The sequence below is a fragment of the Rhodococcus sp. KRD197 genome (assembly GCF_017168235.1).
Classification (GTDB): domain Bacteria; phylum Actinomycetota; class Actinomycetes; order Mycobacteriales; family Mycobacteriaceae; genus Rhodococcoides.
Map to the genome: position 1 here is coordinate 38,320 of NZ_JABFAO010000004.1, position 15,987 is coordinate 54,306.

Genomic DNA, 15,987 nt, shown 5'->3' on the forward strand with positions numbered 1-15,987 from the left:
GCGAACCACTCCGAGCGACGACAAGGAGCGAGCGTGGACAGAACGATCGAAGTGTCGAAAGGTAGCTACAGCAGCGCAGTTCGACCTGCCGCCGCGTGGGGGTTGCTGGCGTTGCTTGCTGCGAACATGCTGATCGATGCGCTCGAAGTGTCCATCATGGTGGTCGCCATGCCGGTGATAGCCGAGGACCTCGGCTATCACCGTGTCACCGCTGTCTGGCTCGTCAGCGGGTTCGCGTGTGGGTTCGCCGGAGCATTGATGATCGGCGGTCGATTGGCCGAGAGGTTCGGTCGGCGACGGGTGTACCTACTTGCGCTCGTGCTGTTCGTCACGGTGTCGCTGGCGGGCAGCATCGTCGTAGATCCTGTGCTTCTGAGCGGTATTCGCGTGATCAAGGGAATGTGTGCTGCGCTCACTGCGCCTTTGGGTTCGGCCATCATCGCTACGACATTCGCGGACAAACGAGGACGTGACCGAGCACTGTCGATCTATGCATTCGCGGGCGGCTCCGGTTTCGCTGCCGGCTTGCTCGCGGCAGGCTTTCTGACTCTGCACGACTGGAGGCTGACGTTTCTGGTACCTGCGATCGTGGTGTCGGTGATTCTCGTCGCAGGGGCTCGGCTGATACCGAAGGACCCACGGCGCGGGCAGAATTCGATCAACCGATTTGCGCCCTTGGGTGCAGCAAGCGCCCTGTTCTTCGCACTCGCGGTGATTGCGGCAGTCTCAGCGATCAGTACAGCCGCGACCTACGGCTGGCGCGACCCTCGAACAGTGGTGTGTGTGGCCGTTGCAGTGCTTTTTGCGGGCGGGCTGGTTCGATCGGAGAGAAACAACGGGGAACCCCTGTATTTCTCACCGGCACTAGCCAACCGAACTCTGCTGAGCTCGATGGTCTGCGCGGCGGCGATGAACGGCACGAACCTTGCCTTGCTGGTGATCGTGACCATGCGGCTGCAATACGATCTCGGGTGGACTGCGCTACATGCAGCGCTTGCGGTGCTGCCTGCGAGTGTGCCACTGGTTCTGGCCGCACCCCTCTCGGGCATCCTGATCGCGAGGTTCGGAACCGCGCCACTGACGGCGGCCGGCATGATGTGCACTGGCAGCGCCGCACTGACATTCGCAGTTCCCGAAGCGCCGACCGACTACACAGTCGATGTACTTCCCGGGATGCTACTGCTCGGAGCTGGCTTCTCATTCGGATTTGCCGCGTTGAACTCTCGGGCGACAAGCACCGTCGACGACGCCCACAAGTCGGCGGCAGGAGGCCTGTATCAGACTGCAGTGCAATTGGCCGCTGCCTTCGTCCCGATGGCTGTTGCGCTGTGCTGGGTTGTCGACCAACAACTCGCTGCACGTGTAGCGATCGTCGTCGCACTCCTCGGAATCCTGTCCGCTTGTGCGGGCATCAGGATTTCGAGGGCCCCACTATCCGATGAAGACCGATCGAAGGAGCAACAATGACCGAGGGCACCATGCAATTGGCAGTCGTCTGCGCAAGTGTGCGGGACGGTCGGCTCGGACCGACGATCTCGGAGTGGTTCGTAGACCACGCGAAACAACGCGACGATCTCCAGGTTGACTACATCGACCTTGCCGACCATCCGTTGCCTTACCAAATTTCCGAGAATCCCTCGCCCGAGGATGCGCACGCACTCGAGCAGATCACCCCGAGGCTCGAGCGAGCAGACGCCTTTGTTCTGGTGACGCCAGAATACAACCATAGTTTCCCGGCGTCACTCAAGCACCTGATCGATTGGCATGGGACACAATGGCGCGCAAAGCCAGTCGGATTCATCTCGTACGGCGGCATCGCGGGTGGTTTGCGTGCGGTGGAACAGCTGAGACCGGTGCTGGGCGAACTACACGCAGTAGCGCTGCGCGAAAGCGTCAGCTTTCCGATCGTCTGGAACAAGTTCGACGAGTCAGGGCAACCCGTTGACCCCACCGATGCCATCTCCGCGGCAGATAAGATGATCGAGCATCTTCTCTGGTGGGGACATGCATTACGCGAAGCTCGGCGAACCCCGCCGACGTGGTGAGAGATGATCGCGGGCGATAGCAAGCGGGGTGGTTCGCCGGACTACACGTCGACTCCTTCGGGCTGTGAATCGAATGACTCTCGTGTTCGAACGCTAGTGCTTGGCAATAGAGTATCGGTCGGTGCAACGCTTCATGCGCCTGCCGGCGTCGTCCCGCGCGCGGTGGTCGTCGCTGTCCACGGTGCAGGTATGACGGCGGACTATTTCGATGCTCGGTCCGAGCCTTCGTTGTCACTATGTGCGACAGCAACTCGGCTCGGGTACTCGGTACTGACGATCGACCGACCGGGATACGGTGCACACGCGGACCGTTATCCAGCGGGGCTATGCATGGACGACCAGGCGACCGCTATCGGCGAGGCCCTCGAGGACTTCGTGCGCAATCATCCGATCGGTGCAGGCTTGTTTCTACTCGCTCATTCCTACGGTGGAGCGGTTGCATTGACGATGGCGTCGAACGCTGGAGGCCCGTCCTTCATCGGTATCGACGTGTCCGGTATCGGCCACGAATTTGCAGTCGGCGCCGCACCTTTGGATCGTTCGCATGCAGATCTCGCGTGGCCGATGAACTGGGGGAAGCTGAGCTTCTATCCACCTCGAACCTTCACGTTCGCCGTCGGCATGGTAGCTGAGGTACCTGCGTGCGAGTTGGACGACATCGCCGGATGGCCTGAGCGCTTTTCGCTGGTTGCCGAGAGGATTGGCACGCCGGTGCGCTTCACGTTTGCCGAGTACGAACAGTGGTGGATTCACGACGACGATGCGCTTGATGTACTGCGTTCGCGTTTCGGTAGTTGTCGAGTATCGATCGACGTTCTACCGCAAACCGGCCACAACATCAGCCTGGGGTGGACCGCAGCGGCGTACCACCTCAAGGCGCTTGCATTTCTCGAGGAATGCCTCGGCGAACGTGCATCGAATTCGGGCTTGCGCACTGCTTGATACAGGAATGAAAACTTCGCAGAATACTTGACACTTCTTGACATTGCGCTCTGTTGTGGTGGGCAAGAAGATGAATCAGACTCGACATAGCAGTCAACATGCAATTCGCTATCGGCGACGAGACCGCCACGCTGGATATCCCTTCACAGTATCCGGATTCCGGCTGGTGGTCGGGCTCACAGACCGGAGGAGTTCAGTGTCAGAAAATCTTTCATCATTCTACGACTGGTTTTCCGAACGAAATATCAAGAATGACTATCACATCGATATTGCATCGCTGAGTGCGCTCGAAGGGTGGAAGGTCGATTCGGATGGTTCAGCCATTCGCCACCGGAGTGGCAAGTTCTTCTCGATCGAGGGACTGTCGGTCGAAACCCAGGAGATGGAGTCGCACTCCTGGTCTCAGCCCATCATCAACCAGCCCGAGATCGGAATTCTCGGGATCATCGTCACCAAAGTCGGCGATTCCTATCACTTCTTGATGCAGGCCAAAATGGAACCGGGAAACATCAATCTCATTCAGCTTTCACCGACGGTTCAAGCGACACGCAGCAACTACACGCGGGTGCACCGTGGGAGCGCAGTTCCTTTCCTTGAGCACTTCGTTGCCGCCCGTCCTGGCTCAGTCGTGTTCGATTCGTTGCAATCCGAACAGGGTTCCTGGTTTCTCGGAAAGCGGAACAGGAACATGATTGTCGAAGTTCCCGATCGGTTGCCCGCAGGTGAAGACTTCATTTGGTTGAGCTTCGAGCAGATAGCGGCTCTGCTCCGCGTGCCGAATCTGGTCAATATGGATTCACGTACAGTCCTGTCCGGGTTGCCGTTCCTCGCCATGGACGACAATTCCACCGACAGTTCAGCGGTCCACAGTCTCGGGGACCTGTTGAGCTGGTTCACCGAAGCCAAGTCGCGGCACCGCCTGGACCGGCGGACGGTACCACTGCACAGTCTCCCGGGGTGGGAATTCGACGGCGACAAGATCCTGCGTCCCGACGGGCGGCACTTCACCGTGATCGGCGTAGACGTTGCTGCCACCAATCGCGAGGTGGCACACTGGTCACAGCCCATGCTTCGACCGATAGGTCGCGGCGTGATCGCCTTCGTCGGAAGGTTGTTCCACGACGAGTTTCATATCCTGGTTCATGCTCGCACCGAGGCAGGGACAGCCGACGTGGTCGAGATGGGCCCGACTGTCGCGTGCATCCCCGCGAGCTACGAGAACCTTCCGAGGGCGGAGCGCCCACCGTTTCTGGACCTGGTGGAGCAGTCCGACACGGTGGATGTGTTGGTCGACGTCGTGCATTCCGAAGAGGGGGGACGCTTCTTCCACGCCGAGAGCCGCTATCTCGTCGTTGACGTGGGCGAGAGTATCGGACAACAGGTGCCCGAAAACTACTGCTGGATGACTGTCGAACAACTGACCGGCTTCGTTCGGTACAGCAACCACGTCAACGTCGCAGCGCGCTGCTTGTTGAGCTGCATGGCTGACGGAGTTGCCGAGCGAACCGCGGTGACGCGGTGACCGAACCTCAGGTAGGACGCGCAATAGTCCTCGGTGCGACCGGTTTCGTCGGCACCCACGTGTGCACCGCGCTTGTCGCATCGGGATACGAGGTCCTCGGAGTCGCGCGTGGAAGACCAGCTCGTGAATTTCCCTACACATTCCTCGAATTGGATGTCTCGGCAGCAGCTGCGAGCACCATCGGCGGAGTCGTGGATTCCTTCGAACCCGACCTGGTCGTCAATACAATCGGCAGCATCTGGGGGCGATCCGACGATCAGATGTGGTCTGCGGCCGCACAGCCGGTAGAGTCCCTGCTCGCCGGGCTGAGAAATGCCGATCACCGGCCATGGCTCGTCCACTTGGGTTCGGTACTCGAGTACGGGACGATCGGTGTGGGGGAGACGGCAAATGCACGTCGCGACGCAGCACGCCCGACGGGTGCATACGGCGAGGCAAAGCTTGCCGCGACGGAATCCATTCTCGATGCGGTTGTCGAAGGCCACATCGACGCAGTCGTTCTGCGAATCGCGAACGTATCCGGGCCGGGAGCGCCCAACATCAGTCTTCTCGGACAGGTCGCACGGCAACTTGCAGATGCAAAAGTCTCCGGCGTGCCTGCAACGATCACGCTTGATGCCCTTACGGCGCAACGTGATTACGTAGACGCGCGCGATGTCGCAGACGCGGTGGTCGCGGCGGCCCGGGTGCGCTTACCGGGTACGGTCCTCGACATCGGACGCGGCGAAGCAGTCGGCGTCAGGGAGATGGTCCGGATGCTCCTCGACATCAGCGGGGTCGACGCCGAACTTGCAGAGAGAGAACCCGTCACCTCTGGTGGAAGTCCGCGGTGGACACAAGTGGATATCGGCCCAGCGCGGGACCATCTGGGATGGGTCCCGACGAGGTCCATATACCGGTCGATCGAAGACTTCTGGTTGGACACCATCGCGAACATCGAGCGTCCGCATACCCACGCCGTCCATCCCACTCGAGCGTAACCGGAGGCGTGTGATCATCACCGAAACGTGCACACTCGAAGCGCTATCGAAGGGCGGGACTCCGTGAAGATTCTGTTCGCAGCACACTCCAGTCAAGCCAGTGCCTTCGCACTGGCACCACTTGCACGGGCAGCAAAAGACTCGGGACATCAAGTCGTCATGGCAGGTTCGATGCAGACGATCGATGCCATCACCTCGTCCGGACTGCCTGCATATCCCGTCACTGAACGTCCGCTGTCCGAGTTCATCCTTTTCGATCGTGATGGTGAACGTGTTCCGCCTGCATCGACCGACGTAGACATGGTATTCGGTGCCGGCCGGTTCTTCGGACGGTACGCGGCGACTGCATACCACTCGTTGAAGTCGCTTACGAAGACTTTCAGTCCTGATGTAGTGGTCGGGGGCAGCCTCTCCTTCGCAGCCCCCTTGATTGCAGCCCGGCTACAGGTGCCTTACGTTCGACAGACCTGGGACATGTACGAAATCGCGCCCTATATTCCAGGAGCGGAGGCTGAACTTGCGTCCGAAATGGCGGAACTCGAGCTTCGGAACCTCCCGGAACCGTCGACCACGTTGGATGTCTCTCCTGCCATGCTGCAAACACGGCATGACGATTCACCGCACAAGCCGTTGCGGTTCGTACCGTCGAATACGCAAACAGCGATCGAACCCTGGATGCTGACTGCTCCGGCGGGTCGAAAGCGTATCTGCGTCACGATGGGCAGCAGAGTAGAGACAACCGATACCTACGACACCAGTTTCAAGAAGCTCAGAGACCTCGTGAAAGCGTTGTCGCACTTGGACGCCGAACTTCTCGTCGCTGCACCTCGTGCGGTCGCCGATAGTGTTCGACACCTTATCCCACACGGTCACGCAGGATTCATACCTCTGGATTTCGTCGCTCCGTCCTGCGACGCGATCATTCATCATGCAGGCGGAGTCAGTACCTTGACTGCTCTCGACGCCGGAACCCCGCAGATTATGCTCCCAGATGCCGAGATCTGGCAACGTACCACCGATCGAATCGAGGCGTACGGCGCTGGCGTGTCGGTTCACCCTGGTCCCGACGTGGTGGATCGTGCGGTGGACGCGTGTGACCGGGTCTTGTCCGACAACTCGTATCGATCGGCGGCGCAGGAGTTTCAGGCACAGATTCGAGCGATGCCGACCCCTGCGGAACAGGTTGCCGAAATCGAGTTTCGACGATGAGGATTGCGTTAGCAGCGGTACCCGCTTACGGTCACGTTTACCCACTCATGCCTCTCGCTCTAGCATGCCGAGACTATGGGCACGACGTCGAGGTCGCCTGTGGACCTCCTTTCGCCGGTCGTCTACCCGTCCCGACCGTCGAGGGATTTCCGGACGAACTCACGCTGTCCGACGCCGAAAAATATGTCGCAGGGGTAGATCTCGATCCAGGGGATCCATTCGCGGCACCCCGGTGGATGTTCGGTGAGTACATCGGTTCGAGAACTCGTGCGGCTCTCCGGGAGATTTGGGCTAGGCGAAAACCTGATCTCGTGGTGTACGAAATGACCAACATCGGTGCCGGCGCTGCCGCGCAAGACCTGGGAATTCAAGCAATCCCCTTCGCTATCAGTCGTTGGGAAGGCTTTCCCGCACAATTGTTCGCCGACGCGAAAATCTCCCCCGAGGTCATGATCGATCCACTGCCACCTACCTGGCGCGGGGTGACTTCGGCGGGGTCACCCAGCCGACTGAATACTCGGACCGTTGCGTGGAGCGAACCCAGTGGCGCCAGTCCATGGAGTCATTCCAGCGGCACTCGTCCAAGGGCCTACCTCACCATGGGGACAGTGTCGTTCGGCGCAGTCGATGCTCTACGCCAGGCGGTTCACGAGACCTCTGCTGCGGGCTTCGATGTTCTGGTGGCAGTGGGCCCCGGAGGCGATACCCGTGCACTCGATCCGGTTCCTGCATCGGTGCGCGTGCTGAAATTCGTAGATCAACCGAACGTTTTGGCAGGAGCGGATGTCGTAGTCCACCACGGTGGGACCGGAACGGTGCTCGGTGCATTGGCAGCGGCCATTCCGCAGGTTGTCATTCCACAGGCGGCCGATCAGTTCGCCAATGCAGCGCGAATAGATGAGCTCGGAATTGGCCGGTCGGTACCCGCCAAGTCACCCTCCGGTGCGATCGCCGCAGCTGTCGCCGATGTGCTCGCCGATACCCATGCCATTCGAAGGCTGGAGGAGATCGCGACCGAAATCGCGAATACCCACGGTCCCGAATCGACCTGTCACGAACTCGAGCGACTCGTAGACCGCAGCGAGTGAGACAAGACTTCACGCCATTGGAATCAGCGGGCTCCGCATCCGTGCAGGAACGTCCGGACCGCCGCTGCGACTGCGGCGGCGGTTTCCCCTTCCTCGTGCACGCTGCCGCAGTAGAAGGGCGGTATGGCCGCTGACGTCAACAGCGAGAAGTGCTGTGCAGCGGTATCGGAGTCGTCGATTTGTAGCAGGCCCTTGTCGTTCAAACGCTGGAAGTAGTGGGCGAGTTCCCGGCGAACCCTCATCGGCCCGGTTCGTAGCCACGCGTCGACCGTCGCTCGCGGAAGGTGTTTCGACTCAGCAGGCATCTGCAGGACAAGTGCGAAGTGGTCCTGGAATCGCGTCACCGTGGCGGACCACTCAGTGGCGAATGCCACGAACACCGCCTCGACGTCCGCGCCCGAGGCCAGACCACCGAGATGCCTGTCGATGAGCTCTACCTGAACGTCCGCGACTCGCGCGGCACTCTCGTGAATGGAGGCTCTGAACAACTCGGCCTTGTCCTCGAAGTGGTTGTAGATCGTGCGCGTCGACACCTTTGCTTCAGCAGAAATTGCGTCGAGTCCAGCTCTGCTGAAGCCTTCGCGGGCAAAGACGGCGAGTGCAGCGGTGAGGATCGCGTTTCGTTTGTCGATCAAGCCGCCTTTGGGGCGCGTGTTCGTGCTCATGCTGGTTTGATCCCTTCCACGGTTACTTCACCCGTGTTAGCCTACAACAACGGCCATGGCAAATAGCTGCATTTCATACTGTAATGCCTAGGCCGAGACCGAGCGGCGTTCCGCGCCGAGCGCCGCTCGCCGAGATTGCATCGGACCTTGGGCCGCCCGCTGCCGCGCGGCGCACGTGTATGTAGCGAGCAGTGACTTCCGGGACATTGAACTACTCAATCGAGGCGGGGAATAGATGCTGGACACGATGAGCGCCAAGGGAACATGGCACGGTAACGGTGTATCTGCGGCCGACATTCAGGTGTCGAACGTACTGATCGTCGAGAACGACCTCCCGCATACCGAGACGTTGGCGCGAGGCTTGGAACGGCACGGCCACAGGGTCAACTGCGTCGCCACGGGGGACGAGGCACTTCGTGCTCACGAGGATGCGTCCATTGTCCTGATGGACTTGGAACTACCGGATCTTGACGGGCTCGAGGTATGCCGAGGTATTCGATCTATCAGCGACGTTCCCCTTATCGCGCTCACCGCGCGTGAGACCGAGTTGGACTTGATTCTCGGTTTTCAAGCCGGCGTCGATGACTACTTGGTCAAGCCGTATCGCTTCCGTGAACTTCTCGCGAGAATGAACGCCGTCAGCCGCCGAGCCCAACATTCGTCACACCCGGCCGACCGTGTTATTACTCATGGGCCCCTTCATATTGAAGTACCCGCGCGTCAGGTATACCTCGATGGAAGACCGATCTCGATGACTCCCAAGGAATTCGATCTTCTTCATCTGCTCGCGTCGTCGCCCAGTTGCGTACTGGCGCGCAAGCAGATCATGCGTCGCGTCTGGGGTGACTGCTGGTCCCGGCGAACGCTCGACACACATGTCAGCAGTGTGCGCAGCAAGCTGGGGTCCGCCGATTGGATCATCACAGTTCGTGGCGTCGGCTTCCGGCTTGGCTACGACATCGCGAGTCGAACCATGAACGATCGTAGTCTCGTTCGTGCTTCGACTTGAAAATAGTTGCATCACTGCATATCCACGGCTGTACGGACGATACCGAATCGGCGCGTTCTTGACGAAGTTTGACTTCGCCATGACACCGGCGGTCTTGTGTCGACACCGCAGCCCCGCGATGATTGTCGTGTGCGTCGGACTATCCCGAGGCACGAACACTTCGGTCATCGGAGTCGAATGGCGAAAAAGTGAGGACTCTGAAGTGATGAAAGGAATAATACTGGCGGGCGGAAGCGGAACACGGTTGCATCCGATAACCCTCTGCGTCTCCAAACAGCTTCTTCCCGTGTACGACAAACCGATGATCTACTATCCGCTGTCGGTGCTCATGCTTGCCGGTATCACCGATATTCAGATCATCACCACCCCTCGTGATCTACCGGCATTCGAAGGTTTGCTCGGCGACGGATCGCGCTACGGTCTCGCCATCTCCTATGTGGAGCAGGCCGAACCGAGGGGACTGGCTGACGCCTTTCTGCTGTCCGAACGCCATATCGGGCATGAATCCGTGATGCTAGTGTTGGGTGACAACATCTTTCACGGACCGGGGTTCAGTTCCACGCTGCAGAAGACGGCCAGCGGTGTCGACGGGTGCGTTCTGTTCGGATACCCCGTCCGTGACCCGCAGCGATACGGCGTGGCACAAGTCGACGACGTGGGAGCTCTGATCGATATCCAAGAAAAACCCACTGCGCCGCTGTCGAATATCGCAATCACCGGCCTCTACGCCTATGACAACGATGTAGTGGACATTGCGAAGACGCTGGAACCATCCGCTCGTGGGGAACTGGAAATTACCGACGTGAACCTCGCCTATCTGCGTGAAGGACGCGCGCAGCTGGTGGAGCTCGGCCGGGGATTCGTGTGGCTCGACACCGGAACGCATGAAAGCCTTATCGATGCAGGGCAATACGTCGAGACCCTCGAACGACGACAGGGGGTACGGATCGCATGTCTCGAGGAGATCGCGCTCCGAATGAACTTCATCGACAAGGACGAGTGCTATCGCCTGGGAGAGCAGCTCGCCAAGTCCCCCTACGGGCAATATGTCATGGACGTGGCTTCCGGACAGTGACGCCGGAGTCAGTCAGCTCTGAAGCACTACGAACTCGCCAACTCGAATTCAAGGAGTGAAGCCGAATGACAACGCGTGTATGGGATTATCTGCCCGAGTATGCCAAGGAACGAGACGATATCCTGGACGCTGTACATACCGTCTTCGAATCCGGTCGTTTGGTTCTTGGTGACAGCGTTAGCAGCTTCGAGGACGAATTTGCCCGATACCACGGCGCACCACACTGCACGGGAGTCGACAACGGCACCAACGCAGTGAAGCTCGCCCTGGAGGCAGTGGGTGTGGGTCCGGGTGACGAGGTGATCACGGTGTCCAACACCGCCGCACCGACGGTCGTGGCAGTCGTAGGCGCCGGTGCAGTCCCGGTGTTCGTCGACGTCCGCGAGCAGGACTTTCTGATGGACACCACTCAGGTCGAGGCTGCAATCACGCCGAAGACGAAAGCTATTCTGCCCGTGCATCTTTACGGTCAGTGCGTTGATATGGAATCGCTTCGAAGAATCGCCGACAAACACGATATCGCGATTGTGGAAGATTGTGCACAGGCGCATGGGGCGCGCTACAACGGAAGAATCGCCGGAACGATGTCGGCTGCGTCCGCGTTCTCCTTCTATCCGACCAAAGTCCTCGGCGCATACGGAGACGGCGGCGCCGTGGTCACCGCGGACTCCGAGGTCGACCGCGCACTGAAGCAACTCCGTTACTACGGGATGGAAAAGACCTACTACGTCGTTCGAAGCCCTGGGCACAATGCTCGACTCGACGAACTTCAAGCTGAGATACTGAGAAGAAAGCTCCATCGCCTCGACGACTACATCGCGGCGCGAAATTCGATCGCACGCCGCTACGCTGAAGAACTGGGTGACCTGGAAGGCCCGGGTGGACTACAGTTGCCGAAGACCAATGAGGGCAACAGTCACGTGTACTACGTATACGTCGCACGACACCCCCAGCGAGATGCCATACTCGACGCACTCGCAGACCGCGAGATCTCACTCAACATCAGCTATCCGTGGCCGGTGCACACGATGAGCGGCTTTGCGCATCTCGGTTACGAATCCGGATCTCTACCCGTCACGGAAAAGCTCGCGACCGAAATCTTCTCGTTGCCGATGTATCCCTCGTTGTCCGAGTCCGAACAGGGAGGGGTCATCGCCGCCCTCAGGGAAGTGATCACAGGGCTGTGACCGCCGTCGGTCGGCGCCCTGTCCTCGGAACTCGGATCGACGGAGTCGAGGTGCTCCGAGCGGATGCCCACCACGACGAGCGAGGAAGCTTCGCCACCCAGTTCACTTCGACCCGCTTCGTCGAAAGAACAGGTCGCCCACTGTTTCCGGTCCGCGAGATTAGCCACAACGTGTCGATGCGTGGCGTACTGCGCGGGATTCACCACACCAGCGTGCTACCCGGCCGCGCAAAGTACGTCTATTGTCCGCGCGGCCACACCGAGCACTTTCTGGTCGATCTACGGACAGACTCGGCTACTTTCGGTGGCTGGCAGAGTGTGACGCTCACCGGAGCTGCAGCAGACGCGATCTACGTGCCGATTGGCGTCGGGCACGGCTTGCTCTCCTTGGAAGACAATTCTGTGGTCGGCTATCTGATGTCGGCGCCGTACAAGGTTGAGCAAGAGCAATCGGTGGCGGCACTCGATCCTCGCATCGGGCTACCGCTTCCCGTGAACAAAATGCAGTTCGCGCGGTCCGAACGCGACTGCGCCGCTCCGACGTTGGAGATGTCTCTCCAGAGTGGCCTTCTGCCGAACATGGAGCAGTGTCGCCGCGCCGAAAAGGGACTGTATGACTAATTCGCGATTCCCCGCATCAGGATTTCGAGACGGTAGTCCGCGCGAACTCCCTCGGGATCGTGGCCGTTCGCCCACGCGAGCGCGTTCGCGAGCACGAACACGTCCTCGCCGACGACGTCGTCCCGTACGCGTCCTGTGGCGCGGACGCGCTTCAGTACGGCTTCGGTGAGATCTTCCAGTTCCCGACAGATCTCGCCGAGTGATCCGCCTCGCGAACTCGCAGCCAGCACACTGTCGGCCAGTCCGCCGTACGCACCCGAGTAGTCCGACAACAGCCGCACCCAGTCTCGGAGTACATCCGACGCGTCGTACGAGGGTGTGTTCAGGCGATCCACCGCGCGTCGAAGCTCTTCGACGTGATCCTCGACGGCCGCGGCAATCAAGTCCGAACGCGTCGGGAAGTGGCGATAGAGCGTGCCGGGTCCGACGCCGGCTGATTTTGCAATGTCCTCGAGTGGGGCCTCCACCCCTCGATCGACGAACGCCCTCCGGGCCGCCTGAACGACCGCGTTTCGGTTGCGTACTGCGTCCGCTCTCAGCGGCCGGCCGGCCGGAGCGCTCATGAGTTTCTCCCTCAGCTGTTGACTTAAGCGGACGCTGCCTCCATATTATAAGCGGAGGGTGTCTCCGATTAATCCGGAGGAGGCATCCGCATAGAAGGAGTATGACATGAACGCACCTGCTTTCGGCACGAGCGAAAAGTCGGCAACCGGACATCCTGCGCGCTGGGCAGCGCTGGCGGTGCTGGTCGTGCCAGTCCTGCTCACCTCGATGGACTTTTCCGTGCTCTATCTCGCCATCCCGGTCATCACGGCTGACCTGGCCCCGACGAGTAGCCAAATGTTGTGGATACTCGATATCTATGGCTTCGTGCTCGCCGGCCTGCTGATCACGATGGGCAATCTCGGCGATAGGTTCGGTCGCCGAAAGATCCTGCTCATCGGCGCGGTGGTGTTCGGCGCGGCCTCGGTCTTGGCGGCATTCTCCACAAGCCCCGAGATGCTCATCGCTGCGCGCGCGCTGATGGGGCTCGGTGGCGCAACACTCATGCCGTCGACCCTGTCGTTGATCCGCAACATGTTCGAGGATCCGGGCGAGCGAGCAAAGGCGATCGGGGTCTGGACCGCAGCCTTCGCGGGCGGAGGGGCTCTCGGACCGGTCGCAGGCGGCGCGTTGCTGAACTTCTTCGACTGGGGTTCGGTGTTCCTGATCAACGTCCCGTTCCTGATCGGACTCCTTATTGCAGCCCCCATTCTCGTTCCCGAGTTCCGCAATCCGTCGTCTGCACGTTTCGACATCGCCGGAGCCACCTTGTCGATGGCTGCTGTTCTGCCAATCGTCTATGCAGCGAAACATGCCGCCGAAATCACGGGTTGGGACGTGAAGAGCTCGATCTCACTGGCGGCGGGGGCCGTATTCGCCGCGCTGTTCTTCGTACGCCAGAGATCGGCCACCGACCCACTCGTCGACACGACACTTTTCAAGAGCAGGCGCTTCGTCGGAGCCCTCGTGGCCGTGACACTCGGCATCATGGTGTTGCTCGGACCCAACATGTACCTCGCGCAGTACCTTCAGTTGGCACTTGGATTCAGCCCGCTCGGAGCCGCGCTGTGGATGATACCGATGACCATTGCAGCGATGGCCGGTTCGATGCTCGCACCGCAGCTGCGCGGATGGGTCGGCACCGCGTCGGCGATGAGCATCGGTTTCGTTGCGGCTGCCACCGGGCTGGGCGTAATCGCATTCACACCGGCGGCGGACGGCCTGTCCATCATCGTGGGCGGCGGCGTCGTGCTCGGCGCGGGAGTTACGACGGTCATGACCCTGGCAACCGACGCCATCGTCGCGGCCGCACCCCCGGATCGCGCAGGGGCGGCATCAGCGATCCAGGAGACCGGATCCGAATTCGGTGGCGCGTTGGGTATCGCGCTGATGGGCTCGATCGGAGCAACGGTGTACAAAACATCACTCGATCTGCCTGCAGATGTCCCCGCGATTGCTGAAGAGTCCTTCGCAAGTGCACGTGAGGTCTCGAGAAGTCTGCCCGAGGAGGTTGGAAATGCACTGTTCGAGAATGCTGCGGAAGCGTTCACATCCGGATTGTCGGTCGCCGCAACAGCAGGCTCCGTGGTGATGCTCGCACTCGCTGTCGTTGTACCGGTGTTGATGCGCGGCGAGTCGACGGACGCCGAATCCACGTCGGTTCGGGCCGACAGTAACTCGTACGCTAAGGAGTCCCACTCATGAGCAGCGATCAACCTCTCGGCTACTTGGTGAAGCAATTCGACAACGAATTGAACGACTATGTCGACACCGCTCTTCGAACAGAGCATGGGGTCGGCCGTGCACATTGGCAGGCGTTGCGGACCGCGTTCGGCGACCGCAAACTCCTGCTGTCAACGTTCACCAGCGAGGCGCGCACGTTCTACAGTGACGCGGAGTTGGCCGAGCTTCTGTCCTCGCTGACCGAGAACGGTTGGATCGACGTGGAGGGAGCAACGGACAGCGAGCGGATCATGGTCCTCACCGACCAGGGTGAAGAACTGCTGAATCGAATGATGCAGACACAGAATCGAACCATGCAAATTGCGACCGAGGGCGTCTCCGAAGCCGACTACGAGACCACCCGCACCACTCTGGATCGAATGGCGAGCAATCTGCACACTGCAAGCGCTGCGCTGTGTCGTCCCATGTCGGTAGAGATCGACTAGGCAGTCGGCGCTGATGTGCCTGTGGCCCGCGTGCCTGGCTGCACACAAGTCGGGTCCGCGGGGCCGGATGTGACGCTGCGGGGCAACTTGTGTGCACTCATGCACGGCGACTTCTCCGACGCTGTCGTACCACCGAAATTATCTCGTCCACGACTTCGTCCAGGTACGCCATCGCTGTCGCGGCCGAGTAGCGGAGGATGCGCCAACCGTCGGCGATCAACGCGTTCTGGCGTTTGCGATCGTTGTTGAACGGTTCGGGTTCGATGTGAAATTCGCGTCCGTCGATTTCGACGATCACCTTGGCGCGACGACACACCAGGTCCCCGTAGTATCGTCCGATCTTGGTGTTGATCTCGAGCCGGAAGTTGCGTGCTGTCAGTGCACGAGCGACGGCGCGCTCCGGTTCGGATCTGGTCATCGGACAGCACGTGCGCAGTTGTTCGCGGACGGCGGCGATTCCGTGTCGACCGGAGGACTCCGCGCACATCTGTGCGACCGCGCGCCAGTTCACTCGTTGTCCGATTGCGGCGTCGAACAGCGCCTCGAGGTCTGGCCGCTTCATAGTTGTGGCGACGTCGATGAGGCAGTGCTCGATCGGGACCACCGGCAAGCCGTTCGTTCTCGCCTGCTTGGTCACTGTCCGTCGATGCAACCGAACCCATTGCGGGCCGCGGACCTGGGTACCCAGTGGCACTGTTGCTTCGACGAGTGCCGGTTCTTCGGTCAGACCCCACATCCAGGCGGCGCTCGCGTGACTGAGCACCGCAGTCGGCTTCCACAGCGTCAGCGCAGTGCAGCGGTCGAGATAGCTGGGCTCGGTGTCCGAATAGATCTGCGGAAGCACTCGATGAAACGAAGACAGAGCCCGACGGCTCAGGCCTGAATGCAGCAGCGACTCGCGTGTGTAAACCCCCATGCGAACACGATTGCAGGA

The 15,987-nt window shown here is 60.4% G+C and carries 16 protein-coding genes; 13 read left to right on the plus strand and 3 right to left on the minus strand.

Annotation, left to right across the window (positions count from 1 at the left end; all coding sequences use genetic code 11):
* Window positions 1-33 precede the first annotated feature (33 nt).
* The 7 genes from J1M86_RS06275 (at window position 34) to J1M86_RS06305 (ending at window position 7,786) form a co-directional block, all read left to right on the plus strand.
* Window positions 34-1,467, plus strand: a complete 1,434-nt coding sequence (locus J1M86_RS06275; RefSeq protein ID WP_206509242.1) for an MFS transporter — start codon at window positions 34-36, stop codon at window positions 1,465-1,467.
* Complete coding sequence (locus J1M86_RS06280) at window positions 1,464-2,045, plus strand: NADPH-dependent FMN reductase (protein ID WP_075838334.1); 582 nt, start codon at window positions 1,464-1,466, stop codon at window positions 2,043-2,045. Before J1M86_RS06275 ends, J1M86_RS06280 begins: the two co-directional genes overlap by 4 nt.
* A gap of 3 nt (window positions 2,046-2,048) precedes the next feature.
* Window positions 2,049-2,987, plus strand: coding sequence for an alpha/beta hydrolase (locus tag J1M86_RS06285; protein WP_083667464.1), 939 nt, complete (start codon window positions 2,049-2,051; stop codon window positions 2,985-2,987).
* A gap of 196 nt (window positions 2,988-3,183) precedes the next feature.
* Window positions 3,184-4,509, plus strand: coding sequence for an NDP-hexose 2,3-dehydratase family protein (locus J1M86_RS06290; RefSeq protein WP_230555111.1), 1,326 nt, complete (start codon window positions 3,184-3,186; stop codon window positions 4,507-4,509).
* Window positions 4,506-5,489: an NAD(P)-dependent oxidoreductase gene (locus tag J1M86_RS06295; protein WP_075838332.1), complete on the plus strand. Its 984-nt coding sequence runs from the start codon at window positions 4,506-4,508 to the stop codon at window positions 5,487-5,489. Before J1M86_RS06290 ends, J1M86_RS06295 begins: the two co-directional genes overlap by 4 nt.
* A 63-nt stretch (window positions 5,490-5,552) precedes the next feature.
* The gene (locus tag J1M86_RS06300) at window positions 5,553-6,698 is read left to right on the plus strand and encodes a glycosyltransferase (protein ID WP_075838331.1); all 1,146 of its coding nucleotides are present in this window, start codon (window positions 5,553-5,555) and stop codon (window positions 6,696-6,698) included.
* A 47-nt stretch (window positions 6,699-6,745) separates the two neighbouring features.
* On the plus strand, window positions 6,746-7,786 hold the full coding sequence (locus J1M86_RS06305; RefSeq protein WP_206509245.1) for a glycosyltransferase: 1,041 nt from the start codon (window positions 6,746-6,748) through the stop codon (window positions 7,784-7,786).
* 23 nt (window positions 7,787-7,809) lie between these two features.
* On the opposite strand, the gene J1M86_RS06310 is transcribed toward J1M86_RS06305, so the two are convergent.
* A complete protein-coding gene (locus J1M86_RS06310) occupies window positions 7,810-8,451 on the minus strand; it encodes a TetR/AcrR family transcriptional regulator (RefSeq protein ID WP_206509246.1) in 642 nt (213 codons plus the stop codon).
* Between the two features lie 247 nt (window positions 8,452-8,698).
* On the opposite strand from J1M86_RS06310, the gene J1M86_RS06315 reads away from it, so the two are divergent.
* From J1M86_RS06315 to J1M86_RS06330, 4 genes are all read left to right on the plus strand, one after another.
* Window positions 8,699-9,460, plus strand: coding sequence for a response regulator transcription factor (locus J1M86_RS06315; RefSeq protein ID WP_206509247.1), 762 nt, complete (start codon window positions 8,699-8,701; stop codon window positions 9,458-9,460).
* A 205-nt stretch (window positions 9,461-9,665) separates the two neighbouring features.
* Entirely contained in the window at window positions 9,666-10,535 is an 870-nt protein-coding gene (gene rfbA / locus J1M86_RS06320; RefSeq protein ID WP_075838401.1) for a glucose-1-phosphate thymidylyltransferase RfbA, read from the plus strand.
* A 65-nt stretch (window positions 10,536-10,600) separates the two neighbouring features.
* Complete coding sequence (locus J1M86_RS06325; protein WP_206509248.1) at window positions 10,601-11,722, plus strand: DegT/DnrJ/EryC1/StrS aminotransferase family protein; 1,122 nt, start codon at window positions 10,601-10,603, stop codon at window positions 11,720-11,722.
* On the plus strand, window positions 11,719-12,342 hold the full coding sequence (locus tag J1M86_RS06330; protein ID WP_206509249.1) for a dTDP-4-dehydrorhamnose 3,5-epimerase family protein: 624 nt from the start codon (window positions 11,719-11,721) through the stop codon (window positions 12,340-12,342). The genes J1M86_RS06325 and J1M86_RS06330 overlap by 4 nt, the downstream gene beginning before the upstream one ends.
* On the opposite strand, the gene J1M86_RS06335 is transcribed toward J1M86_RS06330, so the two are convergent.
* Window positions 12,339-12,905, minus strand: a complete 567-nt coding sequence (locus J1M86_RS06335) for a TetR/AcrR family transcriptional regulator (RefSeq protein WP_075838328.1) — start codon at window positions 12,903-12,905, stop codon at window positions 12,339-12,341. The two genes, J1M86_RS06330 and J1M86_RS06335, sit on opposite strands and share 4 nt — an antisense overlap.
* Window positions 12,906-13,011: 106 nt before the next feature.
* On the opposite strand from J1M86_RS06335, the gene J1M86_RS06340 reads away from it, so the two are divergent.
* Both J1M86_RS06340 and J1M86_RS06345 read left to right on the plus strand, forming a co-directional pair.
* A complete protein-coding gene (locus tag J1M86_RS06340) occupies window positions 13,012-14,589 on the plus strand; it encodes an MFS transporter (protein WP_206509250.1) in 1,578 nt (525 codons plus the stop codon).
* Window positions 14,586-15,053: a hypothetical protein gene (locus tag J1M86_RS06345; RefSeq protein WP_206509251.1), complete on the plus strand. Its 468-nt coding sequence runs from the start codon at window positions 14,586-14,588 to the stop codon at window positions 15,051-15,053. The genes J1M86_RS06340 and J1M86_RS06345 overlap by 4 nt, the downstream gene beginning before the upstream one ends.
* Window positions 15,054-15,150: 97 nt before the next feature.
* Here J1M86_RS06345 and J1M86_RS06350 read toward each other — a convergent pair whose 3' ends face one another.
* Window positions 15,151-15,969: a DUF559 domain-containing protein gene (locus J1M86_RS06350; protein ID WP_075838326.1), complete on the minus strand. Its 819-nt coding sequence runs from the start codon at window positions 15,967-15,969 to the stop codon at window positions 15,151-15,153.
* Window positions 15,970-15,987 lie beyond the last annotated feature (18 nt).